The sequence below is a fragment of the Methylobacterium sp. J-076 genome, from assembly GCF_022829405.1.
Taxonomy (GTDB): Bacteria; Pseudomonadota; Alphaproteobacteria; order Rhizobiales; family Beijerinckiaceae; genus Methylobacterium.
Genome location: NZ_JAKSXW010000016.1, coordinates 22,601 through 48,354, shown reverse-complemented (window position 1 = coordinate 48,354; position 25,754 = coordinate 22,601). Strand labels below are relative to the sequence as shown.

The following is a 25,754-nucleotide window of genomic DNA, read 5'->3' as shown; positions in this document are numbered from 1 at the left end:
TTGTCAGGACCGTACTTCACCAATCAAAACCCGTACTTCGCCAATGACATCCCGTACATCACCAATGACAAGCCGTACATCGCCAATCCGAGCACCGTACATCACCAATTCCGTTAACCGCTAAGCCGCTGTAAAAGAACGGGGATTTTTGTCAGCAGCGCGAGCGCAAAAACGCTAAAACTTATTAAAACCTAGAAAACTATCTAAAACACTGCGCGGGTGGAAAACTATCCGCTTGCGCTCTTAACCTTTCTGGCGCAGCCAACTTGCCCGAATCATTTTTGTCAGAATCTCCAGTCAGCGATTTCGACAAGGAAACCCCGCCCCTTTCCGCTTCGCGGAAACCCGCTCCCCCACCCGATACGGAAGCCGCCTCCGGCGGCTCGATTCCAGATGGTGGTCGCCTGACGGCGACCAAAGATGGGCTCTCCGAGTATGTGAGTGGCAGAACCGGCCTGTGGGGCCTCAGGAAGCGTTCTGGGCGGCAGAACCGACAGCGTTACGGCTGAGCCCCTTAAAACCGCTCACAGCCCTCCTGAGAGGCTTTGTCACCACGCAGAGCGTGGTGGAATGATGGTGCGGTCGCAGGGCGACCGCATATCCCACAGGAGAAGGAAATGCCGCGCTTCGAGGTGGACCATGCCCGCGGCCGGGCCAGCGTGAATCTGGGGCGAGCTTTCCCGCACCCACGATGACCGGCAGGCAGCGGCTTCAGCAGGTAACTACCCCGGAAAATCGTATTTCTGCAAAAGCGGCTTTGCGCTTTTCAGGGCTTGCTTCCGCCCAGAGCTGCCAGCTTTTCGAGGGTCCGTGGATCCTCCTGCCCGTCAAAGTACCGCGTCAGCGCCATCCGGAACGCCGTTTCGGCCGGATCCGCTCGCCCGAAGAGGGTCATGCTGGACCGGAATTTCACGTCATCGGGCGAGCCGAAGATCGCATGCGCCAAGCGGCCGGCAACCGCGTTCACCGCCGCCGTGCAGGTCCGCAGGCGTTCGCCCAGTACCGGGTGCTGCAGATAGGCCCGCGCCTCGTCGAGGGAACTGATCGCGTAGCGCTGCGCTATGGCACTGAACCCAAGGCCGGCGATCTACGGAAAGATGAACCACATCCAGTGGCTGCGCTTGAGCCCCGCCGTCAGCTCCTGCAGCGCCTGGTCATAGCTTCTCGCTGCGCCTCGACGAACCGGGCCAGGTCGAAGGGATCGTCCATGCCGGCATAACGGGGGAGGGGGCGGCGCAGGTCCCACCATGAGCGAAGGCCGCCCTGTTGCCAGAGCGGCCCCCAACCCTTGACGATCATCGCCATCGCCTCATGCAGCGTCTGGCGGAGATCGGGATCACCACCCCTCTCCAGCTGCGCGATGTGGACCCCACCATGATCCGCCAGCGGTTCAACGTGGTCCTTCAGCGAACCGTCCTGGAGCTGCAGGGGACACCCTGTGTGGACCTCGAACAGGACAGTCCGGAGAGCAAAACCATCTGCTGCAGCCGAAGTTTCGGGAAGGCTGTGGAAGGATTTTCCGAGCTGGCCGAGACGCTGACCGCCTACACCTCCTACGCCGCGCAGAAAATGCGCCGGCAGGACTTGGCGACCGCTTCCGTGGTCGTGATGGTCACGACCAATCGGCACAAGCCCGAGGACGCCCAGTACTACGCGACCCGGCCCGTCCGGCTGACGATCGGCACCAGCGACACCGGCCGGCTGATCCGCGCCGCGCTGTGGGCCTGAAAGGCATCTACCGACCCGGGTTCCGCTATAAGAAGTGCGGGGTGCTGTTCCTCGATCTGCACCAGGCCGACAGCGTGCAGGGTTCGCTGTTCCTGCGGCCGGATCAGCCCGAACGGGTACGCCTGATGGACTGTGTGGACCAGCTCAATGCCCGCTACGGGCGCGACCGCGTGCGGTTCGCCTGCAGCGGGCAGGATCGCCCATGGAAGCTCCGGGCGGAGTACCCGTCCCAGGGGTACACAACGCGATGTGGTGAGCTCTTGGCGGTCTAACGACGCCACCACTTTCCAGGCGCAATTCGTACCAGATGTGCCGTCTGCGCGACGACAGCTCCCCCCTTGGTGATTGTGCATATCATCTGATGGTTACCCTTGTAGGCCGTGCTCGTCCAATGCGTGTAGTCATTGCTCGGCGGGCTTGAGTGTTTCAGCGCATTGTCGTCTGAAGCTTCGTCACCGCTGTTACGAATTTCCCAGGTGACTAGGAACGGGTGCGGGACATTGGTGCCGTCCACCGAAAATCTAAGATGCACGTTCTTCTGTAAAATCCCACCGCCGCTCGCATACGTGCGATAGGGTTGACCACCTTGTTTACTGGCCAGCTCGCACTTGATCTTAACGAAGTAGGGCATGAGGGCAGACGCCGTCATCCCCTCATCCAGCGCGGCCTTCGTCACCTTCTCCTTGTCTGCCCAGAACGAATGGTTGAAAACCCAATCCCAGGCGGAGCGGGCCTTGTCGCGCGTGCAGTTTTCCTGATCGAACAGCGGACTGAGTTTCGTGGCCGCCATGTTGATCTGCGTTTTCAGGCGCTTAACTTGGCTCAGTATCTCAGTGTTTTCCGTAAATTCATTGCCGGAAACCGGGTTGTAGACTTTGGTATGAATGTTAAGGCGGTTCTTGAGCGCGATGATCGTATCGTAAAGCGCCCGATCATCGCGGGCATCGTTCGGAACGTAGACCTCTGCCACAAGGGTGGACACGATAAGCCCGCCGGGCAAGCTCCATGAGACGCGTGAACGGGAGAACCATTTGAGAAAGCGGACGATGCGCCGGAACTGCCCGTCTTTGACCTTGGGGTAGTACCCAAGAGCCGGCATAGCTTTGGGACTTTTTTCAGTTACGCACTTGTTGAACCAAGTATTGATCGCCATTGGATCGCGCGGCTTCCAGGATGTACTCGCATGCTCCGTGTGCAAGGTGCCTGTGGCGTCCGTGTAGGTGCGATAGATCGCAAAATCGATGTGGTACCCATCGGCATACGCGACCCGCACCGCGTTCTTCTTTGCCGTCGGTTCCTGGGTGAAGTTTGTGCAGCGTTTGGCAAGTGCGTCCGCGATGCGCTGGCGTGCTTTCAGCGGATCAGACGGCAGATCGTCTTTGTTGAAGATCAGTCCAACATCAATATCAAAATCGTTGGTGTCTGATGGGTCCTGGTTGAGGGTGTGCATCGCGTAGCTGCCCTGGTTGTACCAGGTCGTTGGATAGGGTCGCGGTAGCCCGGTCTCCGCAGCCAGATCGTCCAGTCCAGCGTTCAGGCGCGTCAGATTGAGGTCACGTTTTGCGGCAAGATCGTTCCGGCGGGTTGTGCCCAGACGAACATGCGTATCGTAGAAAACCTGAAAATCAGCTGTGAGATCAAACATCCACATTGCGCACCTCAGGGGACAACAAGTGTTGGTCTGACGACCATTTCAGTCGGAGGCGTGTCGCGCGTAACATCGACGCCCCATGCGTATGCTGGGTTGTTCTGCGAGGTATAATTGTAGACGAAAACACGATTGTGGATGGTTCGGCTGATTTGCCGTCCGAGGCTAAAGCCTAAACTTACCGGGCCTGAGTAGAAGACATGGACCGGAAGACTGCTATCTAGTTCATTGTGGATCTCATCAAGCGCTTGGCGGAACAGCTTGCATATAGCGTGAACTTGACCGTAGTGCGTGACCTTATCGATAGCCGGTGTTTCGATGCGAAGGGTATATTCCCGATAAGGACCAGGGATGATTTTCGCGACTTCGGCGGGAGCTACAGGGTAGCTGATTTCAATCCGCATAACGGCGGCACTGGGGTTCGCTGGATCAGAAACCCGAGTAAGCTTTGGCTCGAGGGTTGCTCCATCACCGGCTTTAAGCTCATGCCATCTGTTGTCGTTTCTGTTCAGCTCGAACAGGGCGACTTCCGGGAACGTCGAAATGCTGCAGCCGGCCAGGAACTGGAACGGTATGTGCACGATCCCGTAGTAGCCAAGAGCCGCATCCGGATCGCTGCGGCGGACGCCGGCAATGTGTTGCGCAAGTTTCTCCTGCAGGCGGACGGCGCCGGTCGGATCAACCGGTTGGCTGTTCATGAAGGAGGATTGATCGCAGTCGTAAAACTGGACTTTCCTCCGCCGCATCCGCGCCGGGAGCGTGTCAGAGGGCAGATTTGCGGCCAGGGGCTGAAATGACTGGTGGCGGATCGCCACAAACTGACCCTTGCTGGTTCCATCGCGATCCCTGATGAAGCCTAAGACGAACAGGATGATGCCGGGACCAATGAGCAGAAGACCAATCCACCATGGAGCATCTAGAGAAAGCCCTAGCTTCCAAGTGTTGTTCAGATAGGCAAGCAAGGCATCTCGGAAGCCGGGGGAGACAACAGCAATACCACCTAAGATGAGTGCGCCACCAACAACCCGGTAAGGACCACCAGGAAGGTTGTCGGTGTCATCGCCTTTTCCAAAAAGGCGGCTGATGAACTTCATCATCGTAGATCGGTCCCCCAGTTTGCCATTGGTTATCGTCCCAGCGGGGGCAATGGCCTGGCTTATTATCTAACACCGTCAAATCGCGCGTGCATGTTTTGTTCCATGAAATGCAACCTAAGCGCGTGCGCTCAGCATCGAAAGATCGAGAGGGCGATTACCGCACCCGCCACAGCGCCCCTACCAGCCCCAGATTGGCGAGGCTAAGGGCGAGCAACAGCCACCACAGGGCATCGGGGCTGGCATGGGTCAGCACGAACGCGCCGGCCGGCGGGGCGAGCGCCTGCGCAATCAGCCCCGGCCGGGCCAGGCGACCGACCACCAGCGGGTAGCGCAACCGGGCGGTCATGGGCGCGATCGGTGCACCTACTGATGAACCAGGCAGCGTGGCGGGACACTCAAGAGCCCTTTGGGCGGAGGCCCTTGCCGCCGGCATCGGCCTGTATCCGGAAACGCGCGCTCTGGCTCTTGCTGTGCTGCCCGATCAGCTCGCGATCGCCTTTCGTGGGGTGCTGTCGTTCTGGACGGCCGGCGAACTTACGGATCAACAGCTCGACCGGCAGGCGAGTGCCGCAGCCGCGACGGTGCTGCTGGGGTTCGCAGGGCCTGCTGATCGCGCGGAGCTTCTAACTCTGGTCGTTTGAGACCCGCAGGTCCTCGTTGAGGCGATGTCCAGAAAACGACCGTTTGTTTTACAAGCCTGTGACCGCAACGAAGCGGCTCGCCCATGCTTCTCAGCGTTCGATCCCGCTGTGTTCGCGATCCGGCCCGGAGCGGCCCAGTAGGCCGGCAACCTTTGCAACGAGGTGCCGTGTGTGAGCGGCCGAGGAATGGATGAGCTGCCGGCGCCTCTCGGCATCGAAGAGTCGCCAAGCCGGTACCATAAGTCGGTCTGGCCCGAGCCTGACGAGGGTCACGCGCAAAGCGTGGGCCGCTCGGACCGCGCGGGCGACATCAAGGCCGCCCTGGACTTGTTCGGGCGAGCCTAAGGTCCCGTCGCGCACGAACGCGATCCGGTCAGCAGCATAATCTGCGACGTTGGCCTTCTCCCTGAAGACCCTCGCCTCCGTAAACAGCCGCTCTAGCACGGCGGTCGCGCTCGCTGGCAGGCGTGGATCAGCTTGGCGCTGCCGGCACAGGGCGTCTAGGCGGTCGCGCTCCACTACCACCCGGGCATCCGACCGATGCCGGGTCAGGCCGACATAAACCTCGCGTGCGTCAGTCGATGCCGCCATAAGCATCACCGCTGAGGCGCTCGTTCGCCCCTGTGCAGCGTGCACAGTTCCGGCATAGGAATGCATGATCTTAGGCTGGGGCGGCTTGCCACCGAACCGCGGCTCTCGTGCCAATTGCTGCCAGGGCGCGGCGAGCACCCGTCCGTCCTCCAGCACGAGGTGCAGCCGGGGCTGCCCGTCTGGATCAGTGGTGATGCTCTCGACCCGGGCACGATTGCCGTTGCGGATCGAGAGGTGCGGCAGGCTCTCACCGAAGCGTAAAGAGTCCCCGACCGCCAGGGCGAGAACGGCGGGCCTGTCCGCACGATCCCGAGCCGGCAGATTGACGAGATCGGGGCCCAGTTTCCCCTCTGTCCGCAATACGGCACGGGCTTTCAGGTTTAGCGCTGCTGCATCGGCGTTCCGACGTGTCAGCATCAGTGCGTCCGCACCGTGGCGTGCTCGTGCCTCGGACCAAAGCGTGATTGTCCGTGCCTGGGCGGCCTCAGTCCCGGAGATCAACTCGACCCGGTCGTTGGCGGCGTAGGCACGCAGACCTGCCTCGGCATCGCCGCCCGCCATGAGCATCGAGGCGACGCGTTGCCAGTCCACCGTCTGGCGCCGAACCCCGCCGAGTACGCCCGCACGGCCGACCACCTCGGAGACCGCTCGCAGGGCAGATGCACCACCGACCGACGCGAGCTGGCGTCGATCGCCGATCAGTACCACCTTGGCACCTGCCTGCCGGGTCGCGCTAAGGACCGCCTCCAGGTCGCGCGTCGAGACCATCCCGGCCTCGTCGACCAGAACCAGGGTATCCTGGTCGAGCGAGCCGCTCTTGGTTTTTGCAGCGCCTGCCCTGGCCTCAGACTGCTCCCGAGCCCAGACATAGCGCCAGCGGGCGATTGCCTGCGCCGGGATGCCGGCGGAGCGGGCAAGCTCATCTGCGGCCACCCAGGAAGGTGCCAGACCGATCACGCGCAGTTTGCTGCGGGTTGCGGCAAAAACCAGGGCTTGCGCCGTGGTGGTTTTGCCTGTGCCTGCTCCGGCCTCGAGGATCGAGACGCCATCTGATCCGGCGACCTGGCGCACCGCATCGGCCTGCTCCGGGCTGAGATGGGGGGCGGCAGCCAGCGCAGCGGTCACTGACTCAGGCGCGATCCACACCCGCTCTCCGGGCCGCTCGGCCGCGCGCAGTAGGGCCGCCTCGCAGGCGGCAAGGCCCGGGCTGGTCCAGAAAGCATTCTGACTGCGTTCGAGCGCGACCGGGCTCAAGGGCACGAGCTGGCCATCGCGTTCCAGCTCTGTAAGCTCAGCCTCGACCGCCCCGATCCCGATCCCGCGCAGTGAGGCTTCCTCCAGGGCTGCCTGCAGCAGGGCCGCACGGCTTAGTACGTTCTCGTGCCGAAATAGGGCCGAGGCGGCACGGGCTACGGGCGTATCGCCGGCGATCTCGGGTGGGTCGAAGGGTTCTGCCACCTCCTGCTCGGCGTAATCGGCCCCGTGCGCCCGGCCCGAGTCGGACTCCTGTGCCGCCCGCAGAGCCTCCTGCCAGGGATCAATGCTGATAGCCCCGAGTTCGGCCTGCCAGCGCGCCTCCAGCTCGGGCCCGCTCGGCAGCTCGGCCTTGTCGCGCCGCGTAGCCAGCGCCGCCACCTCGCGCTGGGCGCTTGTTGCGCCTGGCCCGGCCCGCTCCAGGATCTGAGCCGAGCGCTTGGAGAAGGCTGCGAGCAGTGCGTCCGATACACCGGCGACCTCCCACTGACCCTGGCCGGCCGGGCGATAGTTGAAGCCGAACCGGACCTGCAGCTCCTGGCTGAGCGCAGCTCGGTAGGCGGCCCCAAGGCCGCGCTGCTGCTCGAACAGTCGGGCCGGATCAACCGTAAGGTGGGACAGCGATTTGTATCTACTAGAAGTGGAGCTTCGAGGTGCGCCGGCAACGTTGAGGATTACACAGTGGGTGTGCAGGTTGGGATCACCCTCCCGAGTGGTGAAGTGCTCAAAGCGGGCCACGATCAGGTCGCTCGGCCGGTGCCGCTCGACCCCGCCCGCCCCGGTGCGCACCTCGACCAAACCCTCGCGTGCCAGAAAGGCCAAAGCCTGCTCGACCGCAGCGCGATGGGCGGCCTCGATTTCGGCGCGCTGCTCAGGGCTGCCGGCTGCCCAAAGCACGCTCACCGCCTTGGCCGGCGTCAGGGTGCAGTCGGTCCCGGACTGATGCTGTGCACCGGCCCCGCGCACCAGCGGCTTGCCCGTACTCGGATCAAGTCCGGCGCATAGGCTTCGGAAGGACGTGCCGGTGACGGTCGCTCCGTGCCGCACCACGCTCTCACCCGTCGACCACCAGGTGCCCTCGCCTTCAGCTTGGTAGTATGCCTCTCGCCGATCCGGCCGGGCCTCGTCCTGGCTCTCGGTCAGGTAATAGGCTGCCGCGTCCGAGCCCGGCCGCAGTCGCTGCAGGGAGGCGGTCACGGCACCGACGCCTCTCCTTTGACTGGCCGGTAGCGGCACAGGCTGCCCGGCTCGAACGCGTCCGCATCGGCGCCGAGCTCGCCGACTGACTGAGCCATTGCCAGGATTGCAGCATCGACCTGTTCCAGCCGCTCGACCAGCACGCGGTGACGGGTGGCGACCTCCAAGTGTTGCGCCACGCAGTCGCCGATCAGGCTTTCGGGCGTCCAGCCCCTCTCAGCCGCGGATTGGCGTAAGGCGGTGGCGACCTCAGGCGGAAGGCTGACACTGAAGCTGACGTCCTGGGGCATGGCACCAATCTGGGATTGCAACGCCCTCAAGCAGGGCCGAGCCCGGCGGCTCCGTTGCCGCGGCTGGTCCTGGCATGCGAGGGTGCGGCTCGGCGAGAGCCGTGCGCATCCAGAGTTAACGAACTGGGGCGAGAGCACTTCAGTGCGTATGGTGTGATACCTCTCTCCTTGCCGTACACATTACCGTACTGCTGCCGTCTTCTACCGTAGGCTACCGGGCTCACCCGGACCCTAACGTCGGCTTGCCGTCGCCCTCGGCATTCGAGCGATCGGCTGCACGCCTTGGCAAGCCCCGCTCTGCTACGGCGTCGCCATGGCCCAGCGCCCGCGCCTCGACCTACGCCGCCTCGCCCGTGACGCCGCCGCGACCCCCGGCAGCCGTCGAAAGGCGGGTGCTCCGGGCGGTCGGCCCGCCACAGGTCTGATGGACGCCGTGCGCGACCACCTCGACGCCCTGGTCGCCCTCCAGGCCGGCGGCTTGACCTGGGACGCGGTCGCGGCCGGCCTTACGGCGCAGGGGTTCACCACCGCCGACGGCCAACCGATCACCGGGCGCAATCTCACCGGCATCATCTCCAGCGTGCGTCGGCAGGCCGTCGCCCGCGAGGCCAGGACGGCGGCACGGGCAGCCCGCTCCGATCGGCCGGCCTCCCCGCAATCTGTGCTGGCCCCGATCGGCTCGGCTCAGCGGTCGTCGCGGCTCGCACCAGAACTCCGTCCGGATCGTGAGACACCAAGCCCATCAGCCGCGGACGCACCGCTCACGGAGGCGGAGATCCGGCGGTTGCAGGCCGAGAAGCACAGCCACCTGTTCAAGAAGGACTGACACCCATGCCCCGTGTTCTCCTCGTCGCCCAGGAAACTGGCGGCGTCGGCAAATCGACCGTGACCCGCGGCCTAGCAGAAGCGGTGCCGGACGCCCCGATCCTGGAGATCGAGTCGGTGCACCGACTGACGGAGTTTAGGGAAGCGACGGCCGCCAACGAACCCGGCAGCGTGCGCTACTTCGAGATGCGGGCCACGCGCGAGGCAATCGAAGCCAGTGGCGGCAAGGCCGCGCGAGCCGAGCTCGACGACGTGATCAACGCGCTCCACGAGGTTGCGGCGCCCACCCTCATCGACATCGGTGCCAACACATCGGCGAGCCTGCTCGGCATTCTGAAGGACGAGGCGCCGGAGCTGCGCAAGGCCGGGATCGAGCTCGGGCTCGTGGTGGTGGTGGCCGCCGAGGCTGGCTCGCTCGCGGATGCGGGCAAGCTGCTGCAGGCCGCGCGAGACTGGACCGGCGCCCGTTTCGTCGTAGCCAACGGCGTGCGCGGCGCGATCGACCCGACGATCCTGGAGCGCGTGGTTGGCGACGCGGCAGTCACACACCTGCGCGCCTTCGAGCTGGAGGATGAGACGCGCGGAGTGTTGGCGGCCGGTCAGCTGCGCGGCGTCGGACGGCTCGATCGAGCGAGTCTGGTCAAGCAGACCTCACCAGCCCAGGCTGGACGGATCCTGCGCGATCTCACCGCCTTTCGCCTCGCCGTGATGGAGGCAGTCAAGCCGGCGGCCCTCTGGCTGGTCGACGAGGCACCGGTCGAAGGCCGGCCCGGTACGCCGGCAGGGGGGAGCAAGCGTGCCCGCAACGCCTGAGGACGTGCGTGCCCGCCTCGCGCGGGCCGACCGCGCCGCGCGCGAGGCTGCAGCCGGGTTCGAGCGAGACAGTCGCGCCGCGCTCACCCGGCTTAAGACCCGCCCGATCCATGAGCGGTTCGCGGCCTTGGAGGAGGATGCAGCACAGCTCTTGCCCGAACATCGGCGCGAGCTCCTGCTATCGATCCGCGCCCGGTCCGACGAAGCGGAGTCTGCGACTCGGTCCGCGCCGCGCCATGCTAGCCGCATCGCGATTTGGCGCGGGCGCCTGCCGTTCCATGCGCGCCGGCTCACTCGTGACGCTCTGCTCGCGCTCTGCCTCCTGCTCGCGCTGGTCCTGGCCTACCGCCATACGCCAATCTCTTGGGTCGAAGTGCGGGGCGACCGGGATGTGACCACCGCCTGGGTCATGCCGGATGGGCGACCTGCTGGAGACCGCCTCGTGGCGGGGCGCGCCTACGCGCTGATGCGTGATGCCGACGGTGTGGCTGAGCTGCGCGACTGGCGCACAGGTGAGGGCTATGCCGCGACCCGTGTGCCGTCAGATTGGCTGCAAACCCGCTCCAGACCATCACGCTGAGGTCCGGGTCTCCCGACCTGTCGCCACTCGCATCAGACATGCGGCGTTCCTGTAGGCCACTGCGGTTCGGAGGATTGATCCTATCGCCGCGGCAGTCGCGTTTTCAATATCAGCCAAAGCGCGTCCAAATGACGGCCGCGCCTGCGTGGTGGCATTCCCGGCTCACCGCGTCCGGCCGACCGGCGGGACGGAGGTGATCAGCTTGCGGAAGCGCGGATCGGTATGCGCGACCGTCTTCTTCAGGCGCAATGGATGGCGCGTGTGGCCGCCGCTGTTGGGAAACACCAGCAGCTCGTCGCCCGGCATCGCAATCAGCGCCTCCTTGGTCATCAAACGTGCGCCCTGCGAGGCCCGGGTCGTGGACGGTGTACTCTTGGCATCGCCGGTCGGGACCGTCCGAGTCTCGACGAGGGCAGTGTAGTCGCCGATCGCTCGTGACCAGCGCTCGGTCTCATCCGGATCGACGGCCGGAACGTCGAAGACGGTGACAACCTCGGCGGTGTTGAGCAGGACGTCCGCTCCGGCCTCGCCGTAGAGCCCGACGAGTTGTGCGCGATCCTGCCACATCGTCCACAGGCTAGCGCCGTAGCCCGGTAGCTCGCCCGCCGCGGTCAGCAGCGCGTCGAACCGTCCGAGTACCGCAGCCTCGTCGATGAAGATCATCAACCGCTCGGCCGGGCGGTGGCGACGCACCGAGGCGAACAAGTCGGACAGCAGCCAGCGCAGGAGCGGCGCAAGCACCGCCTTATACTCGGTCGGCACCGCCACGAAGAGATCAACGGTACCGGTGGACAGCTCCGACAGCTGGAAGGTCGAGTCGCCGACGAGGTCGCGCAGGCGCCGGTCGGCGAGCCACTGGAACGCCTGCAGGGCCGTGGATTTGATTGGGTCCTTAGTTTTCGGATCGGCCTCCAGGATCTCCAGGGCGGCGTAGGCCGCGGGCTCGGGCCAGTGTGTGAGGTACTGCTGTAGGAGGCCGCGAAAACGGCCCTCGGCGCTGAGGAGGTCCTGGACCTCCACGACTGTGCACGCATTCGGCCGACGTAGCGCAACCAGAAACGCGCCGGTGATCAGGTCGACAGCCCGGTTGCGGAAGTAGGCAGTGGCCTCACCGTCACCGGTGGCCTCAGGCAGGAGCGCCAGCGCGGTGCTCTGGAGGTAGAGCACATCATCAGGATCTCGGCCCTGAAGTGGGTTCCAGCGGTCGGTGCCGCCGGCCAGCCCCATGGGGTCGAGGCAGACGACGCGGCGGCCGAGAGCCCGGCGCCGTGCGGCCACGGAGCGGTAGACCTCCCCTTTGGGGTCGAACACGACGGCGGGTCCACCCCAACCCTGCGGCTCGGGGAAAGCGAGGTTGGGGATGAGCAGGCCCGAAGTCTTACCCTTGCGCGGTGGCGCGATGGTGACGAGTGTGCCTTGCACGGCCACACGCACGGCACGCCCGGTCTCAGGATCGCGGCCGAGTTCGAGCCCATCGCGGAGGCGACCGCGCTCGGCCGTGGTGGCGAAGCGGGCCGAGCCGAACAGGTCGGAAGTGTCCCGCTTCTGTTCGGGTTTGGCGCGCCGCAGGAGATGAAATCCGAACAAGATGAGGAAAGGCGAAAAGGCGAGGAGAGTGGTCAGTGACCAGCCGCCATTCGCGAACTCGGGCGCGCGGCCAATCAGCATCTGGTAAGGCGTGGCGAGCGCATCGGCTGCTTGCCATGACAGCAGCATGCCAAGCCACACACCGGGGCGAGTCACGTTGCTCGGCCAAAGTTCTGGATCAAGCCCATGCTGGATCAATCCTGCGGCCAAGTAGGCCGACAGAAACGTGATGATGACCGCGGAAATCAAGCGCATGGGGTTGGGGCTGATAAGTGAAAGATGAATAACATCAACTCAGGATCGATCCATCTGAGGCGATTTGCCCAACATGGACACTCTCGCAAGTGATGTTGACCCTTTGTAATTTGCTTGACACAAGCGCAGGTTACATCGCCATCAACAAAAATAGTTTGTGTATATTAATCATAACAGCCCGTAAGGAGCGCTGTGAAATTTGATACGTCAGATGGAACGAGGACTATAAACCTGGGATTTATACAGCCTTTGATCGAAGGCCCAAAATTTGGCGGCAGGAAAGTTTAAGAACTAATGCCTATTGATTCAGCTTACTTTCGTAATCATCCCGAAGAAGCACGTAACTTCCTTAGAGGGCGCGACGGCGTTATATTGTCTGCGGTGGCGGTAGCTTCGGCTTGTACAAACCGCCGCCTAATCGCAGGACATTTTGTGTTTGGAGGGGCAGAGCTTAAGCGTAGCGGTTTTTTGGTTCATCCAGATTATCAGAATATCCTTGATGCCGATATTGAGACGCAACTTTTTGCATCCTTAGCTCCTTTTTTGGCCGAATACGAACTTCTGGGACAATCAAATTACGAGAAGCACAGAGCCGCAATTATGGAGGCCTCTCGCGCATTTGGGACAAATTATTACATAGACAGCCCCAGTGATTTGTCTCAAAGAATAGTTGAGATGATTGTAAATAACGGGAACGAACAAAGGTATGATGATTTCTTGGAACTTTTGAACGTTAATTACGACATTATAAATCAGAAAATTGGATCAGTTAAATACACCATGGGAGATTATAAAGTCATGCCGTCAACGATACTGACTACATTCTGCGGCACGAGTTTATATGAACGTTGGAAAGCCATGTTCAAAACCTGCAGGCAATTCGAAAAAAGTAAGGCTCTTAATAGATTTCTTCAAGAACACCAGAATATGAATGTGAATTACGAAGCATAAATTCGTACTGGACGCACTGGCGCTACGGGCGATTAAAGGACAGCGCGCAAGCTCAATGCGGGCTGTTCCACGAGGTATGTTTCTCTGGCTGGCGCGGAAGCCGTAATGCCAGGATGAGAGCGCCAGGCCAGAACACGAGGCTGAGGAGAGCAATCACGCCGATGCCGCTGCCCTTCCACCACGCGATTGCGACCGGTGCGAGCAGGCCTGGCACTGCGAAGGCAATGAAGGCCCAGAACTTAGGGTCGGAAAAATCCATGGATGTATCACCTGTCTGCTGAAACAAGGCGCCTTCTTTGCCGCAGCAGGCGGCATAGCGGCGCTCAGCTGACGACGAGCGCCAGGGCCAGAAAATTGGAGCCGTAGGCCATCACCAGGCACGCCGCGCTGCCGTCCCATAGGAACCCAGGCACGCACCGGAAGATGCCGGTCCGGCCGAGACTTACAGCCAGTGCGCTGATGAGCGTCGCGCCAACCAGAACTCCGAGCGTCGCGGGTTTTGCGCCTTCCCGCAGGGCAACCCCGAACCATACGACGAGGATCTTCAGGCCCGTGGTGATCAGCGCGCAGGCGCCGATGTTGACGCCAGTCAGGTTCACAGGCCTGTACCAGCCGCTGTCCCGCCGCAGCGGCAGAGTCCCATCAAGCTCCCAGCTTCCCAGCCCCTCGAAGAATTCCCAGAGGAGATAGCCCCCGAACGTGAGCAGGAGCGCGGCCGAAAGGCCGTCGAGCGCCTGCAGCGCGTAACGACTGGCGAACGCCTCTAGTCCCCAGGCCAGAACAGCTACGGCGCTTGTTCCAAAGAGACCGCCCAGCAGCAGGCTGCGCCAGCCGAAATGGTAGGCGCCTGCGATCAGCACCGTGGCCGCGATGAACAGCTTATTAAAAGTCACCTGGAAGCTGATAACCGCGCCCAGCCATGATGCTTCCGTCATGTCCGCACCGCCGCTGCGCTATAGATCCATTTTCTCGACCTGATCCAGGTATTTGGCTCGGGATCTTTTAGAACAGTCATGGGCCACCCTTCGTCTGATCGACCGAAAGGCAACAAAAAACCCGCCTTGACGGCGGGTTGCTTGGGCGCACTCCCGCCGCGAGCGGGCATCTCGGTGCCCTCGCAGCAGGAGCTATCAGCCCTCACGGGCGGTTGTCGGGGAGCTCCATCCCCATCACACGGCAATTAGATTAGAGCCGGGGTTGTGGCCGGTCAAAGACTTTCGAGGCAAGAAAGCGTCGACCTCATTGCCATCCCGCTGCCGGCGATGTCGGCATTCACCGCGCAGGAGCCTGTGTCTGTGGCCGCGCGGCCTGCCACGGCGGAGAGGGCGTCGTGATGATCATTACGGCCGCGGCGGCAGGCACGGCGAACAGGCCGGCGATGCTCAACCAGGGCATCAATCCTCTCCAAACTCGGCGACGATGGGATAGTGGTCCGAGGCTGCGTCGGTGATCGGCGAGCGGATGACGCTGTAGGTCCTCGCCCGCTGCGCGAGTGCAGCACTGGCCAGAAGGTAATCGGACCGGAACGGAACGAACTCGGTGTGCTTGAACCCGGCGCCAGGCACGGTCGGCACGCCGTGTCCCTCCAGCTTCACCGCCACATCGGTAAAACCGGCCTGCAGCAGCAGCGCGAGCGTGCGCCGGTCCGCCCGGCCATCCGGGCCTGCGTAACGAGTCCGGAAGCGCGCCGGGAGGCCATCAAGGCCATCCGGTTCGGCGTCTGCCGGCGACACGGAGTTGAAATCGCCACCGATGAGCACGAGCGCGTCATCAATGGCATGCTGAGCCAGGTAGCTGGCCTCGCGCAGCCGCACTTCGGTGCCGTTCGGACAGAGATGAACGCTGAGCGCAGTCCATGGCTGGGCGTAGCCGGGCACGCGAAACCGCAGCATCGCAGCGGCATGATGGAAGTGGGCCGCGTCGGCCTCGAAAGACAGCGGCTGCAGTTCCGGCTTGAGGAAGATCGCGGTGTGCTGACCCGTGATCGGCGCCTCGGCGACGAAGCCCCGGCGGCCGAGCGCCTGCTCCGTGGCGTAGAGCAACGCGCTACCGGACGCGGTGTAGCCCTTCGCTTCCTGTATCAGCAGAATGTCCGGGTCGGTGTTGTGGATCAGCGTCAGCTGATCGTTGCGGCGTCGGTCATCGCTGCCGTCGAACCCGCCGAACAGGGTATTGTAAGACATCACGCGCATAAGCGGCTCCTCAGAGATCGTCCGGGCTGCCCCGGTTCTCGTCCTGGGCGGCGAAAACCTGGTGGGCGTAGGTGTCGAGCAGCACTTCACAGCCGCTCAGGCGGGTAGCGGCCTCGCCGGCCAGGGTGGCGCCGTAGAAATCGAGCCGGCGGATCTTTTCGAGCCAGGTCCTGAGCTTCTTCAGGTCCTCGTCGTTCTCCTCCAGCTCGGCATAGGTGAAGTGCTGATCGGCGGTCTCCTTGGCGATCTCCGCCTCGAAATCCGCACAGCGCCCAAGAAACTCCCGGTATTCCTCGTCGCGGTCGGCTCGGAACCGGGCGATCACCTTGTCGGTCTGGCCAGGATCGAGCGGCACGCTCTCCAGCAGCACCGCCTCGCCGGCCATCGCGGCGATTTCATTTTCCAGGATCTTCAGCGCACGCAGATGCTCGTCGGTCTTCGGCAGCAGGCAGACGCCGTTCTGCAGGTAGACCGCACCCATGCTCTTCAGCTTGCGCCAGAGCGCCACCCGCCGCCGCGGGGGATCGGTGGGGACCTTGTAGGTGAGAAGGAACCAGGTTTCTGTAGCCATGCGGGTCATATAGATGTAACGGTGGTTACATATCAAGAGCGACGATGATGGTCGATGCGGTCTTTCCGCGGGCCGACGCGTCGCTGCAGGAGTGTTACGCGTATGGCCTTGTCCTGGATCGGCAGTCTGATCACCTTCCAGGTGACGTTCACGGAGCTGTTCATCGCCGCCACCGTCGTCGCGGCAGCGTCGTACCGGTTCGGCTGGCGCAGCGTGGCGCTCGGCTCATTCCTCGGGGGCTTCGGTGTCGCGGTTCTGGCCGCGGTTCTGCAGGTGGCCGCCTACAGCGTGGCGCTGCACTGGCTGGATTGGGTGTCGGCCCTGCTGCTGCTCGGCTTCGGGCTGTATCTCACCTATGAGTTCATCACCGGCCTCAAAGACACACAGGGGAGTGAACCCCGCGCCATCGGCACTGGCTGGGCGCTGCCGCTGAACGCGGGCGGGATCAGCGTGGCGGCCTGGGCTCTCGCCGCCGAAGGCCTGGAAATCCTCGTGGTGTGGCTGGGCGTTTCACTGCGCCAGGGCGCGGCGACCGCAACCCTCGGGGTCGCCATTGGCGTAGCGGTCATCGCCCTTCTGGGGATCACGTTGCGGGGCACCGGCGTGTTCCGCCGCGTGCCGCCCTACGTCCTCGACGGGATCGCCGCCGTCATGGTCACAGCCTATGGCCTCTATTTCCTGCGGCTGGCCGTGCTGGCGGGGAGCGCCTGATTTCGGTGGATCCCGCCCTTCAGGTCTGGCGCTTCTGCACCATCATGCCCGGCTGACCGAGGCCGATCGCTTTGGCCAGGGCTGAGCGCCGCTCCCTGTAGGCGGTGGCCACCATCGGGTAGTCGTCCGGCAGCGCGTAGCGCGCCCGGTAGCTGCGCGGATCGAAGCCGTGGCTCGTCAGATGCCGCTTCAGGGTCTTGTAGGGCCGGCCGTCGATGAAGCTGACGATCCCGTCGTGCTGGATCGACTTGCGGATCTGGGCTGGGCTCGGTTTTTCATTCGGTGCCTCCGGCGCATCGGCGGCCCCCGCCGTTGAAAGTCCGGCGATGGCGCCATGGACGGTGGCGATCAGCGCCGGCAGTTCAGCCACCGGAACGGAATTGTTCCTGACGTATGCGGCCACGACCGCACTGGTCAGCTCTGTTGCGTCTACCAATCTTGGACTCCTTCGAGAGGTAAGGCTGGCTGAAACGGCGTCCGGCGTGCGCCTCAGACTTTGTAGGCGACCAGGATCGCGCCAGCCGCAATCAGGACGATGCCCACCCAGTTCGGGGCTGCCAGATGCTCGCCCAGGAAGAGCACGCCGAACACGGCGACGAGGACCACGCTCAGCTTGTCGATGGGTGCGACGCGCGCCGCATCACCGAGCTTCAGAGCGCGGAAGTAGCAAAGCCATGAGCCGCCGGTCGCCAGGCCAGACAGCACCAGGAACAGGTACGTCCGGCGCGACACCGATCCGGGGGCCTGCCATTGCCCGGTGCCTGTCAGGATCCCGCCCAGGACGACGAGGATCACGACGGTCCGGATGAAGGTGGCGAAGTCCGAGTTGATGTTCCCGATCCCGATCTTGGCGAAGATCGCGGTCAGGGCGGCAAATCCGGCCGAGAGCGGGGCCCAGAATTGCCAAGCCGCGAACAGGCCTACCATCGGAGCCCCGCCCAAGGGGCATCCCGGCGTTCGCCGCCGGAACGCAGTGTCGGGCCGCTCACGGCGTGACCGCCAATTCCTGGGGGGTCGCGTCCTCGTGCGCGAGGCCTGCCGGGGTGATGCTCCAGTGCTCCAGGTGCTTGTAGACGATGACCTTTCCGCCGAGCAGGTCGCCGTGGCGGCGGCAGAACTGTTCGAGCTGCTCGCGGTGGCCGATCACCTCGACGCAGACCGTCAGCTGCGGGTCGACCGTCTCCGATCCGTCCTCGCGCACGGGGCCATGGTTGCTGTAGCCATACTGCGTCGGATGAGCGACCGCGTTCATCAGCCCGTCCGCCTTGGCCGTCTGAACGAGTTCCCGGTAGAGCGGCTTGGCCCCCCACAGAGAGCGCGCGGTCCTGGGACCGCTCTTGTCGCCGCGCCGCAGATAGATGCGGAGCATGCCGATCTCACTGGGGGTCACGTGGTGGGTATGGGGCATGATTCCTCCGTTTCAGTTTGAGGGGGTGAGACGACGGGGGACGGCGGCGTGCGCGCGGCCCGGATGGTCCGGACATGCCGCAACGTAGCGCCGTGGATCACAGCGCCGTTCACCGCGACCTTCGGCACGGCGATGCGCTGCGACAGGTAGATGCCGCTGTGGCCGGAGCAGATGTAGGCGAGGAAACAGGCGACCGCGATGTAGACGCCATGGGTTGCACCAAACAGCTCAATCCCCATGAGGGTGCAGGCCAGGGGCGTATTCGCGGCCCCTGCAAACACGGCGACGAAGCCGAGTCCGGCCATGAGATCGACCGGAGCGCCGAGTGCGCCGGCAAGCGCGTTACCGAGGGCTGCGCCTATGAAGAACAGAGGCGTGACCTCGCCGCCCTTGAACCCGGCGGAAAGCGTGACGACTGTGAAGAGGATCTTGAGCGCCCAGCTCCACGGATAAACGTCGGGGCCGAAGAAGCTGGCGATCGTCAGGCCGTGCGGATCCGCCGACCACACGCCGAGGCCGAGATAGTCGCGGGTGCCGCACAGATAAACCAGGGCGATGACGGCCAGGCCGCCCGCCACCGGCCGGAGCGGTCCGAACGAAATCGTGCGCTTGCACCAGCCGCCGAGTATGTGGTTGGCCTCGGCGAACAGCAGGCCTGCAAGACCGAAGGCAACGCCGGCAACGGCGACTTTGATCAGCAGCAGCGGCTCGATCAGGTGGGTTCCGGTCGTGGCCGCCAGGTAGTCGATGCGGTAGACGCCGTGATGGATGCCCCAGAGCTGACAGACCCAATCGCCGACGAGGGCGGCCACCAGACAGGGCACGAGGGCGGAGTACTCGACCCGACCGACTGCCAGCACCTCCATCGCAAAAACGGCGCCCGCGAGCGGTGTGCCGAACACCGCGCCAAATCCGGCGGCGATCCCTGCCATCAGCATGATCCGCACGCTCGACGAGTCGAGGCGGAAGATCTTTCCGACAGCGCTCGCCAGACTGCCGCCGAGCTGAACGGCCGTTCCTTCGCGCCCGGCCGAGCCGCCGAACAGGTGGGTGACGACCGTGCCAAGGAAGATGAGCGGCGCCATGCGGAGGGGCACGCCGCCCCCGGGCTCATGGATCTGCTCGACAATGAGGTTGTTGCCGCCTTCAACCGATTGGCCGACCCAGTGGTAGAGCAACCCTACGGCGAAGCCGCCGGCCGGGAGCAGGAACAGCAGCCAGGGGTAGGTGAACCGGGCCTGGGTCGCGACGTCGAGGCTGTACAGGAACGCGGCGCATAGGGTGCCGACTGCCGCCGCCATGGGGATCAGGGCAAGGATCCAGCGGATAACGGAGACGGCATGAGCGTGCCGTGTGCGCACGAAGGCGGCAACGTTGAGCGTTGAGAAAAGATTTTGGAACGTTGCGCGCATGACTCCCCCTTGTTGCGACGCCGCAAAAGGTAGGAGTCATTAGCCCGAAGGCGGTTCGGCCTCAAAGGCCTGGCAGATTCCATTGCCAAGGAAAAGCTTAAGTGAAGCCTGCGACCCCCGTCAAGCACCTTCGAAGAGCGGCGGGGACGATCATGCCGCACCGCACACCACTATCCCGACGTTCCTGACGGTGCAGACGCTGCGGACAAGCCGGGCAGGCCGTGCCTGTCGAATTGACCTTTGCCGCGGATTAGGCCACGTTCCCAAACGTGGGATGGGGATGGAGCTCCCCGACAACTGCCTGGCCCCTATGGCCGGGACGATAGCTCCTACCGAGCGCTTCCGGGCGCGGGTAGGGCTATGCTTTTCCCACTCCCGGCATGCGCACGTCCGTAACCTGATCCCCTCGCGGGGGTCCTGAACGAGCTGCGTGCTGATGCGATCCCACCCATTACCGCTCTGAAGCCGCTTCAGCGTGCGCAGATCTGCGCACGCTTTTTCGCGTGCTCATAAACAAAAAACGGCGAGGTCCGAAGACCCCGCCGCACCCGGCGAACCTCCCGAGCGGTAACTTAAGACGTTCGCCAGATCCCAGTCTATCGCAAACAAGGGGAGAACCCTTGCAAGGCCGAACCTAACCTTGGAAAACCGTGAGTCAAGGCTGATATCTGCGACTTCGGCTATAAAAACAAGGAATTTGGTCTTTAAAAAATCAGTATTTATTTGATCCTGAAAACTACATAGTTTTCCGGGAGGCTTGGTCATGCCTAAATGAAAGTATAAGATTTCGATCGACTGAAAAAACTGTCGCACTTAGAAGAATCTTATTGTAATCCATCGGCGCTTCGCTAGATATGCATCGCTCGTTCCTGGAGCTGTGCTTGTAATGCCGTGTCTGCGGGATCGGCAAAGACGCCTAAGACGACGCATGGCCACGCCAACATCGGGCCAGGGACGTCAGGACGGAGGAACACGCATGAAGAAAATGGCCCTTGTCGCCACTGCGGCCTACGCCGCAACGCTGCTGCCGGCGTTGGCGAACGAAAACCTCATGAAAATGATGGATAACGACAACGACTGGGCGTTCCCCGGCAAGAATTACTCGAACACCCGCTACTCAAAACTTGATCAGATCAACACGAAGAACGTCAAGGACCTCCAGGTCGCCTGGTCGTTCTCGACAGGCGTGCTGCGTGGCCACGAGGGCGCGCCGCTTGTCATCGGCAACGTCATGTACGTGCACACGCCGTTCCCGAACATCGTGTATGCCCTCGATCTCGACCACGAGCAGAAGATCCTCTGGAAGTACGAGCCGAAGCAGGATCCAGCCGTGATCCCGGTCATGTGCTGTGACACGGTCAACCGTGGTCTGGCTTACGCCGACGGCGCGATCATCCTGCACCAGGCCGATACCACCCTCGTGTCGCTCGACGCCAAGACCGGCAAGGTCAACTGGTCGGTCGTGAACGGCGATCCGAAGGCCGGCGCCACCAACACCGCGACGGTTCTGCCGGTCAAGGACAAGGTCATCGTCGGCATCTCGGGCGGCGAGTTCGGCGTACAGTGCCACGTCACCGCCTACGACCTGAAGACCGGCAAGCGGGTGTGGCGCGGCTACTCCGAGGGCCCGGACGATCAACTGCTCGTCGACCCGGAGAAGACCACCTACCTTGGCAAGCCAATCGGCAAGGACTCCTCGCTGAAGACCTGGGAAGGCGATCAGTGGAAGACCGGCGGCGGCTGCACTTGGGGCTGGTACTCCTACGATCCCAAGCTCGACCTGATGTACTACGGCTCGGGCAACCCCTCGACCTGGAACCCGAAGCAGCGTCCGGGCGACAACCGCTGGTCCATGACCATCTGGGCGCGTAACCCGGATACCGGCGTCGCCAAGTGGGTCTACCAGATGACCCCGCACGACGAGTGGGACTACGACGGCATCAACGAGATGATCCTCACGGATCAGAAGGTCGACGGCAAGGAGCAGCCGCTCCTGACGCACTTCGACCGTAACGGCTTCGGTTACACGCTGAACCGCGAGACCGGCGCCCTCCTGGTGGCGGAAAAGTTCGACCCGGCGGTCAACTGGGCGTCCAAGGTCGACATGGACAAGGACTCGAAGACGTACGGCCGTCCGCTCGTCAATGCCAAGTATGCTCCTGAGCAGAACGGTGAGGACACCAATTCCAAGGGCATCTGCCCGGCGGCTCTCGGGTCGAAGGATCAGCAGCCCGCGGCCTTCTCGCCGAAGACCAACCTGTTCTACGTGCCCACCAACCACGTCTGCATGGACTACGAGCCGTTCCGGGTGACCTACACCCCGGGCCAGCCCTACGTCGGTGCGACCCTCTCGATGTACCCGGCCCCGAACTCGCACGGCGGCATGGGCAACTTCATCGCCTGGGATGGAACGAAGGGTAAGATCGTCTGGTCCGATCCGGAGCAGTTCTCGGTGTGGTCCGGTGCTCTGGCCACCGCCGGCGACGTGGTGTTCTACGGAACTCTGGAAGGCTACATCAAGGCCGTCGACGACAAGACCGGCAAGGAGCTTTGGAAGTTCAAGACTCCGTCGGGCATCATCGGCAACGTGATCACCTACCAGCACAAGGGCAAGCAGCACATCGCCGTGCTCTCGGGCGTTGGCGGCTGGGCTGGCATCGGCCTTGCGGCCGGCCTGACCGACCCGAACGCCGGCCTCGGCGCGGTGGGCGGCTACGCAGGTCTGGCTCAGTACACCAACCTCGGCGGCACGCTGACCGACTTCGCGCTGCCGAATTAATCGGTCTAAAGGCCAGCCTGTAAAGATCGTGCCGGCGCGGGCTTTCCGCGCCGGCATCTCGCGTTCGTCAAGCGACGTGACCCATAAAATCAGGCGTCCTCAAACGATGTGCAGGAACAGCGTCCGAGCACGGAGGGTTATCTTGCATGTAAAAGCAATTGCGAGAGGAAATGTCGATGAAGCGTTGGATCTCCGCTATCGCCATATTGGCTTTCACGACTGGAACGGTCATGGCCGCGCCATGCAATACCGGCACAGCTAAGCCCAAAAGCCCTGATCAACATGCATCAAACGCGAAAAGCTCTGATGTTGATCATTCCAGCAAAAACCTGGCGGGTGGCGCCCAGCCCGCGTCTCCCGGCACTGTAGGCGCGATGAATAATGCCGGCGCTACGCAGACAACCGGCCAGCAGGCGGCAAGTCAGCCTGCCAAGTCGAACAGCACCGATCCAGCAGCCAAAAACCTGGCTGGCGGCCAGCAACCTGCCTCGCCTGGCACGGTTGGCGCGATGAACAATGCCAGTGCTACGTCGACCGCCGCTGAGAAGGATGATGGTTGCTGATCCACAGGCATTCCATCTGTGGAACCTGTTGTTTAATGCTGGCGGGACGGTATGAGATATTCAGTTCCGGTCCCGCCAGACCGTTCACGGCCGGGTGTCCGGATTTACGGGGATGGTATACAAATCTTCAATCGATGAATTAAGTCAATGCGAGAAAATTACCGAAGTAAATATTGATCGTATTCTGCAGAGAGCTTTCGAAATCGGAGTTTGTATGTCTGCCGCGACCGCCATCCGCAGCCTCGATGCCCTTGAAATCCTCGACTCGCGCGGCCGGCCTACGCTTGAAGTCCGGATCATCCTGGAAAGTGGCGTAACGGCGACCGCGGCCGTGCCTTCGGGCGCCTCCACCGGGACCAACGAAGCGGTTGAAAAGCGCGACGGCGATCCCGCCCGCTATGGCGGCCAGGGGGTATTGAAGGCGGTCGAAGCCGTCCGGGGGGAAATCACGACGAGCCTGCGCGGGTGCGAGGCCACCGATCAGAAGCTGGTCGACAGCACGCTGGTTGCCCTCGACGGCACCCCGAACAAGTCCAGGCTCGGCGCCAACGCACTGCTGGGCGCATCGATGGCGGTCGCGCGGGCGGCCGCGCAGGCCACTGGCCAGCCGCTCTACGCCCATCTTGGAGGGAATGACGCCACCCTGCTGCCGATGCCGTGCTTCAACGTCCTCAATGGCGGCCTGCATGCCGACAGTTCGCTCGACGTGCAGGAATTCATGCTGGTGCCCGTCGGCGCGACAAGCCTGTCAGAGGCGCTGCGCTGCGCCGCGGAGACCTACGCCGCCATCCGCCAGATCCTGCATGAGCGCGGCCTGGGCACGGCCGTAGGCGACGAGGGGGGCTTCGCGCCGGCGCTGTCCGACAACGAAGCGGCGCTCGCCCTGATTGTCGAGGCGGCGGAGCGGGCCGGCTACCGGCCAGGGGTCGATGTCGCCATCGCCATCGATCCTGCGGCGACCTCCTTCGCAACAAAGGGAGGCTACGACCTCGCCCGGTCCAAAACCGGCCTTCTCGATCAGGCCGCCCTTCTGGCTCTGTACGGACAATGGATCGACCGGTGGCCGATCGTGTCGATCGAGGATGGCTTCGGAGAGGATGACTGGGCCGGGTTCGTCGCTCAGACGGCGGCGCAGGGTAGCCGGATCCAGGTGGTGGGCGACGACCTGATTGTGACCAATACCCGCTTCATCGCGAAAGCCATCGCGGAGCGCGCCTGCAACGCGGCGCTGATCAAGCTCAACCAGATCGGAACCGTGACGGAGACGATCGATGCCGTCACCCTATGCCGCGAGGCCGGCTGGGCGACGATGATCTCTCACCGGTCCGGGGAAACCACCGACGCCTTCATGACCGATTTTGCGGTGGCCATGGGCAGTGGCCAGCTCAAGGCTGGCGCCCCCTGCCGGGGCGAGCGGCTGGCCAAGTACAACCGCCTGCTCGCCATCGAGGCCGAACTCGGCCCCCGCGCCCGCTTCGAAAACCCTTTTGCGCGTTACCGCCGCGCGTGAGTGGCTGGACCAGCTGGCGCCAGAAATCGCGGCTCCGCACCCGCGGGCCGGACTGGTCCCGGAGAGACCATCATGGGCAAAAGCACACGCGAAACGCTCTATCCGGAAACGCGGTCGAGCACGAGGCTCACCGCGCGCGGCGTCAGCTCTGAAGGCACAGAGCCTTCAACACCGGATTATCCCATGATCGAGGCGCTGCGGGCCGTCCGCGAGCAGGGCTACGATGCCCTCACCGCCGCCGAGCGCTACGACCCGGATTTCTCGATCGATCTTTCCCGCTGTCAGACGGCAAAGGAGGCCGATGCCGTCCTGGAGCGGTGGTACAAGCACCGCACGGCTATCCTCGATGAAACGCGCGCATCGCTCCGCCAGATCTGGGAAACGCACAGGCCTGGAGACACAACTGGCGCCTAGGTGCAGTCTGGCGCTTGATCCGACCGCGTATCAAGCTAGGTTCTAGTCAGGGAATGGGGTCTCCCGGATAACCGCCCTTGGGGCTGATGACTCCTGTCGTTGCCAATGCACGATAGGAGTGTGCCTTGTCCCCGTGCCGTCCCTTCGGACCTTCTAATGCGCGTTGCCGCCTGGCCCCGCCCGGGAGCCTGCAGCCATGAACCTTGCCGCCATTCCCGCCGCGCAGCTGACCCGACGCTACGACGGCATCCAGGTTTATACGGACCTGCCCGAGATCACCCGGCAGCAGATCCGGCATTTCTTCGAACACTACAAGGATCTGGAGCCCGGTAAGTGGGTGCGGATCGCCGGCTGGGCGGACGCCGACGAAGCCCGGTCCCTGATCGCCGCAGCCCACGCGCGGCATCAGCACCAGCTCACCCTGCGCTAGGCCCGGGAGGTCACGATGATCAAACTACCCCCACAGGAAACCGACCCGGAACTGCAGGACATGGACGACCTGCAGCGGCTGGAGCGGCAGCGTAAGGCCGGACCGGGAACCAAGCTCGGACACCCCTTGGTGATCGCCGCAGTGATTATTGTGATCGCGCTCGCGATCGCTTGGCTGGTGTCCTGGTAGCGGGCCGACCTCCGCCGTCAGCACGAAGCAAAAGACGTGGATCCGGTCTCCCGCGCGCGCATCCTCAGGTCGTGTCTGCCGTGCCGCTGCTTAGTTCGGCAGGGCGAAGTCGGTCAGC

Annotated in this window: 26 protein-coding genes, 3 pseudogenes and 4 riboswitches; of the genes and pseudogenes, 14 read left to right on the top strand and 15 right to left on the bottom strand. The window is 63.5% G+C overall.

Going from position 1 to position 25,754, the window contains the following annotated elements; all coding sequences use genetic code 11:
• Positions 1-766 precede the first annotated feature (766 nt).
• Positions 767-1,209, bottom strand: a pseudogene (locus MKK53_RS00755) (DUF1810 domain-containing protein).
• A 102-nt stretch (positions 1,210-1,311) separates the two neighbouring features.
• Between MKK53_RS00755 and MKK53_RS00750 the strand changes: the two are divergent.
• Positions 1,312-1,728, top strand: a complete 417-nt coding sequence (locus MKK53_RS00750) for a hypothetical protein (protein ID WP_127993444.1) — start codon at positions 1,312-1,314, stop codon at positions 1,726-1,728.
• A gap of 41 nt (positions 1,729-1,769) precedes the next feature.
• A complete protein-coding gene (locus tag MKK53_RS00745; protein ID WP_127993443.1) occupies positions 1,770-2,000 on the top strand; it encodes a DUF4113 domain-containing protein in 231 nt (76 codons plus the stop codon).
• Here the strand turns inward: MKK53_RS00745 and MKK53_RS00740 are convergent.
• From MKK53_RS00740 to MKK53_RS00730, 3 genes and pseudogenes are all read right to left on the bottom strand, one after another.
• Positions 1,997-3,373 (bottom strand): nucleotide-binding domain-containing protein, encoded by a 1,377-nt coding sequence (locus MKK53_RS00740; protein WP_243925900.1) that lies wholly within the window; start codon positions 3,371-3,373, stop codon positions 1,997-1,999. The genes MKK53_RS00745 and MKK53_RS00740 overlap by 4 nt on opposite strands.
• 14 nt (positions 3,374-3,387) lie before the next feature.
• Positions 3,388-4,473, bottom strand: a complete 1,086-nt coding sequence (locus MKK53_RS00735; RefSeq protein WP_127993442.1) for an SAVED domain-containing protein — start codon at positions 4,471-4,473, stop codon at positions 3,388-3,390.
• A gap of 154 nt (positions 4,474-4,627) precedes the next feature.
• A pseudogene (locus MKK53_RS00730) lies at positions 4,628-4,804 on the bottom strand (MFS transporter); the annotation flags it as partial.
• 13 nt (positions 4,805-4,817) lie between these two features.
• Between MKK53_RS00730 and MKK53_RS00725 the strand changes: the two are divergent.
• Positions 4,818-5,114 carry a hypothetical protein gene (locus MKK53_RS00725; protein ID WP_206614632.1) on the top strand — a complete coding sequence of 99 codons (297 nt, stop codon included), beginning with the start codon at positions 4,818-4,820 and terminating at the stop codon, positions 5,112-5,114.
• Between the two features lie 90 nt (positions 5,115-5,204).
• Here MKK53_RS00725 and mobF read toward each other — a convergent pair whose 3' ends face one another.
• Both mobF and MKK53_RS00715 read right to left on the bottom strand, forming a co-directional pair.
• Positions 5,205-8,156: a MobF family relaxase gene (gene mobF / locus MKK53_RS00720; RefSeq protein ID WP_127993441.1), complete on the bottom strand. Its 2,952-nt coding sequence runs from the start codon at positions 8,154-8,156 to the stop codon at positions 5,205-5,207.
• Positions 8,153-8,446 carry a hypothetical protein gene (locus MKK53_RS00715; RefSeq protein WP_127993440.1) on the bottom strand — a complete coding sequence of 98 codons (294 nt, stop codon included), beginning with the start codon at positions 8,444-8,446 and terminating at the stop codon, positions 8,153-8,155. The genes mobF and MKK53_RS00715 overlap by 4 nt, the downstream gene beginning before the upstream one ends.
• Before the next feature lie 424 nt (positions 8,447-8,870).
• Between MKK53_RS00715 and MKK53_RS00710 the strand changes: the two genes are divergently transcribed.
• The 3 genes from MKK53_RS00710 to MKK53_RS00700 are packed head-to-tail and all read left to right on the top strand — an operon-like array spanning position 8,871 to position 10,664.
• Positions 8,871-9,272, top strand: a complete 402-nt coding sequence (locus MKK53_RS00710; RefSeq protein ID WP_243925898.1) for a hypothetical protein — start codon at positions 8,871-8,873, stop codon at positions 9,270-9,272.
• A 5-nt stretch (positions 9,273-9,277) separates the two neighbouring features.
• Positions 9,278-10,084: a chromosome partitioning protein gene (locus MKK53_RS00705; protein WP_127993438.1), complete on the top strand. Its 807-nt coding sequence runs from the start codon at positions 9,278-9,280 to the stop codon at positions 10,082-10,084.
• A 4-nt stretch (positions 10,085-10,088) separates the two neighbouring features.
• Positions 10,089-10,664: a hypothetical protein gene (locus MKK53_RS00700; protein ID WP_243925895.1), complete on the top strand. Its 576-nt coding sequence runs from the start codon at positions 10,089-10,091 to the stop codon at positions 10,662-10,664.
• 162 nt (positions 10,665-10,826) lie between these two features.
• Here MKK53_RS00700 and MKK53_RS00695 read toward each other — a convergent pair whose 3' ends face one another.
• Complete coding sequence (locus MKK53_RS00695) at positions 10,827-12,506, bottom strand: type IV secretory system conjugative DNA transfer family protein (RefSeq protein ID WP_127993436.1); 1,680 nt, start codon at positions 12,504-12,506, stop codon at positions 10,827-10,829.
• Positions 12,507-12,800: 294 nt separating this feature from the next.
• Here MKK53_RS00695 and MKK53_RS00690 point away from each other — a divergent pair, with 294 nt between their 5' ends.
• On the top strand, positions 12,801-13,457 hold the full coding sequence (locus tag MKK53_RS00690) for a hypothetical protein (protein ID WP_243925893.1): 657 nt from the start codon (positions 12,801-12,803) through the stop codon (positions 13,455-13,457).
• A gap of 52 nt (positions 13,458-13,509) precedes the next feature.
• Here the strand turns inward: MKK53_RS00690 and MKK53_RS00685 are convergent, their stop codons facing one another.
• The 4 genes from MKK53_RS00685 to MKK53_RS00670 form a co-directional block, all read right to left on the bottom strand.
• Complete coding sequence (locus tag MKK53_RS00685; RefSeq protein ID WP_127993434.1) at positions 13,510-13,716, bottom strand: hypothetical protein; 207 nt, start codon at positions 13,714-13,716, stop codon at positions 13,510-13,512.
• A 64-nt stretch (positions 13,717-13,780) separates the two neighbouring features.
• A complete protein-coding gene (locus MKK53_RS00680; RefSeq protein WP_127993433.1) occupies positions 13,781-14,392 on the bottom strand; it encodes a hypothetical protein in 612 nt (203 codons plus the stop codon).
• 179 nt (positions 14,393-14,571) lie between these two features.
• Positions 14,572-14,634, bottom strand: a riboswitch (Fluoride riboswitch).
• A gap of 217 nt (positions 14,635-14,851) precedes the next feature.
• Positions 14,852-15,640: an endonuclease/exonuclease/phosphatase family protein gene (locus MKK53_RS00675; protein WP_243925891.1), complete on the bottom strand. Its 789-nt coding sequence runs from the start codon at positions 15,638-15,640 to the stop codon at positions 14,852-14,854.
• Between the two features lie 19 nt (positions 15,641-15,659).
• Complete coding sequence (locus tag MKK53_RS00670) at positions 15,660-16,220, bottom strand: Chromate resistance protein ChrB (protein ID WP_127993431.1); 561 nt, start codon at positions 16,218-16,220, stop codon at positions 15,660-15,662.
• Positions 16,221-16,322: 102 nt separating this feature from the next.
• On the opposite strand from MKK53_RS00670, the gene MKK53_RS00665 reads away from it, so the two are divergent.
• Positions 16,323-16,931: a hypothetical protein gene (locus tag MKK53_RS00665; RefSeq protein WP_127993430.1), complete on the top strand. Its 609-nt coding sequence runs from the start codon at positions 16,323-16,325 to the stop codon at positions 16,929-16,931.
• A gap of 19 nt (positions 16,932-16,950) precedes the next feature.
• Here the strand turns inward: MKK53_RS00665 and MKK53_RS00660 are convergent, their stop codons facing one another.
• Genes MKK53_RS00660 through MKK53_RS00645 form a run of 4 tightly spaced genes read right to left on the bottom strand, consistent with a single transcriptional unit; the run spans position 16,951 to position 19,751 of the window.
• Positions 16,951-17,367 carry a MucR family transcriptional regulator gene (locus tag MKK53_RS00660; RefSeq protein ID WP_127993429.1) on the bottom strand — a complete coding sequence of 139 codons (417 nt, stop codon included), beginning with the start codon at positions 17,365-17,367 and terminating at the stop codon, positions 16,951-16,953.
• 53 nt (positions 17,368-17,420) lie between these two features.
• Entirely contained in the window at positions 17,421-17,858 is a 438-nt protein-coding gene (locus tag MKK53_RS00655; RefSeq protein WP_127993428.1) for an EamA family transporter, read from the bottom strand.
• A gap of 58 nt (positions 17,859-17,916) precedes the next feature.
• A complete protein-coding gene (locus MKK53_RS00650; protein ID WP_243925889.1) occupies positions 17,917-18,300 on the bottom strand; it encodes a DUF190 domain-containing protein in 384 nt (127 codons plus the stop codon).
• Between the two features lie 17 nt (positions 18,301-18,317).
• On the bottom strand, positions 18,318-19,751 hold the full coding sequence (locus MKK53_RS00645) for a voltage-gated chloride channel family protein (protein ID WP_127993426.1): 1,434 nt from the start codon (positions 19,749-19,751) through the stop codon (positions 18,318-18,320).
• 23 nt (positions 19,752-19,774) lie between these two features.
• Positions 19,775-19,847, bottom strand: a riboswitch (Fluoride riboswitch).
• Between the two features lie 171 nt (positions 19,848-20,018).
• Positions 20,019-20,090: riboswitch (Fluoride riboswitch) on the top strand.
• Between the two features lie 637 nt (positions 20,091-20,727).
• On the opposite strand from MKK53_RS00645, the gene MKK53_RS00640 reads away from it, so the two are divergent.
• The 6 genes and pseudogenes from MKK53_RS00640 (at position 20,728) to MKK53_RS00615 (ending at position 25,636) form a co-directional block, all read left to right on the top strand.
• On the top strand, positions 20,728-22,530 hold the full coding sequence (locus MKK53_RS00640; RefSeq protein ID WP_127993425.1) for a methanol/ethanol family PQQ-dependent dehydrogenase: 1,803 nt from the start codon (positions 20,728-20,730) through the stop codon (positions 22,528-22,530).
• 170 nt (positions 22,531-22,700) lie between these two features.
• Entirely contained in the window at positions 22,701-23,093 is a 393-nt protein-coding gene (locus MKK53_RS00635; RefSeq protein ID WP_127993424.1) for an exopolysaccharide production protein YjbE, read from the top strand.
• Positions 23,094-23,307: 214 nt separating this feature from the next.
• Positions 23,308-24,603, top strand: a complete 1,296-nt coding sequence (eno, locus tag MKK53_RS00630) for a phosphopyruvate hydratase (RefSeq protein WP_243925887.1) — start codon at positions 23,308-23,310, stop codon at positions 24,601-24,603.
• A gap of 72 nt (positions 24,604-24,675) precedes the next feature.
• On the top strand, positions 24,676-25,017 hold the full coding sequence (locus MKK53_RS00625; protein ID WP_127993422.1) for a hypothetical protein: 342 nt from the start codon (positions 24,676-24,678) through the stop codon (positions 25,015-25,017).
• A gap of 40 nt (positions 25,018-25,057) precedes the next feature.
• Positions 25,058-25,120, top strand: a riboswitch (Fluoride riboswitch).
• A gap of 99 nt (positions 25,121-25,219) precedes the next feature.
• A pseudogene (locus MKK53_RS00620) lies at positions 25,220-25,447 on the top strand (inorganic diphosphatase); the annotation flags it as partial.
• Positions 25,448-25,462: 15 nt separating this feature from the next.
• Complete coding sequence (locus tag MKK53_RS00615; protein WP_164891448.1) at positions 25,463-25,636, top strand: hypothetical protein; 174 nt, start codon at positions 25,463-25,465, stop codon at positions 25,634-25,636.
• Positions 25,637-25,754 lie beyond the last annotated feature (118 nt).

Coding starts and splice junctions, on each gene's coding strand:
- MKK53_RS00690 (WP_243925893.1), top strand. CDS start 12,801: ATGCCTATTGATTCAGCTTACTTTCGTAATCATCCCGAAGAAGCACGT.
- MKK53_RS00670 (WP_127993431.1), bottom strand. CDS start 16,220: ATGGCTACAGAAACCTGGTTCCTTCTCACCTACAAGGTCCCCACCGAT.
- MKK53_RS00675 (WP_243925891.1), bottom strand. CDS start 15,640: ATGTCTTACAATACCCTGTTCGGCGGGTTCGACGGCAGCGATGACCGA.
- MKK53_RS00685 (WP_127993434.1), bottom strand. CDS start 13,716: ATGGATTTTTCCGACCCTAAGTTCTGGGCCTTCATTGCCTTCGCAGTG.
- MKK53_RS00725 (WP_206614632.1), top strand. CDS start 4,818: ATGGGCGCGATCGGTGCACCTACTGATGAACCAGGCAGCGTGGCGGGA.
- MKK53_RS00710 (WP_243925898.1), top strand. CDS start 8,871: ATGGACGCCGTGCGCGACCACCTCGACGCCCTGGTCGCCCTCCAGGCC.
- MKK53_RS00705 (WP_127993438.1), top strand. CDS start 9,278: ATGCCCCGTGTTCTCCTCGTCGCCCAGGAAACTGGCGGCGTCGGCAAA.
- MKK53_RS00625 (WP_127993422.1), top strand. CDS start 24,676: ATGGGCAAAAGCACACGCGAAACGCTCTATCCGGAAACGCGGTCGAGC.
- MKK53_RS00695 (WP_127993436.1), bottom strand. CDS start 12,506: ATGCGCTTGATTTCCGCGGTCATCATCACGTTTCTGTCGGCCTACTTG.
- MKK53_RS00635 (WP_127993424.1), top strand. CDS start 22,701: ATGTCGATGAAGCGTTGGATCTCCGCTATCGCCATATTGGCTTTCACG.
- MKK53_RS00655 (WP_127993428.1), bottom strand. CDS start 17,858: ATGGTAGGCCTGTTCGCGGCTTGGCAATTCTGGGCCCCGCTCTCGGCC.
- MKK53_RS00645 (WP_127993426.1), bottom strand. CDS start 19,751: ATGCGCGCAACGTTCCAAAATCTTTTCTCAACGCTCAACGTTGCCGCC.
- MKK53_RS00715 (WP_127993440.1), bottom strand. CDS start 8,446: ATGCCCCAGGACGTCAGCTTCAGTGTCAGCCTTCCGCCTGAGGTCGCC.
- MKK53_RS00740 (WP_243925900.1), bottom strand. CDS start 3,373: ATGTTTGATCTCACAGCTGATTTTCAGGTTTTCTACGATACGCATGTT.
- MKK53_RS00735 (WP_127993442.1), bottom strand. CDS start 4,473: ATGATGAAGTTCATCAGCCGCCTTTTTGGAAAAGGCGATGACACCGAC.
- MKK53_RS00680 (WP_127993433.1), bottom strand. CDS start 14,392: ATGACGGAAGCATCATGGCTGGGCGCGGTTATCAGCTTCCAGGTGACT.
- MKK53_RS00665 (WP_127993430.1), top strand. CDS start 16,323: ATGGCCTTGTCCTGGATCGGCAGTCTGATCACCTTCCAGGTGACGTTC.
- MKK53_RS00750 (WP_127993444.1), top strand. CDS start 1,312: ATGCAGCGTCTGGCGGAGATCGGGATCACCACCCCTCTCCAGCTGCGC.
- eno (WP_243925887.1), top strand. CDS start 23,308: ATGTCTGCCGCGACCGCCATCCGCAGCCTCGATGCCCTTGAAATCCTC.
- MKK53_RS00650 (WP_243925889.1), bottom strand. CDS start 18,300: ATGCTCCGCATCTATCTGCGGCGCGGCGACAAGAGCGGTCCCAGGACC.
- MKK53_RS00640 (WP_127993425.1), top strand. CDS start 20,728: ATGAAGAAAATGGCCCTTGTCGCCACTGCGGCCTACGCCGCAACGCTG.
- MKK53_RS00615 (WP_164891448.1), top strand. CDS start 25,463: ATGATCAAACTACCCCCACAGGAAACCGACCCGGAACTGCAGGACATG.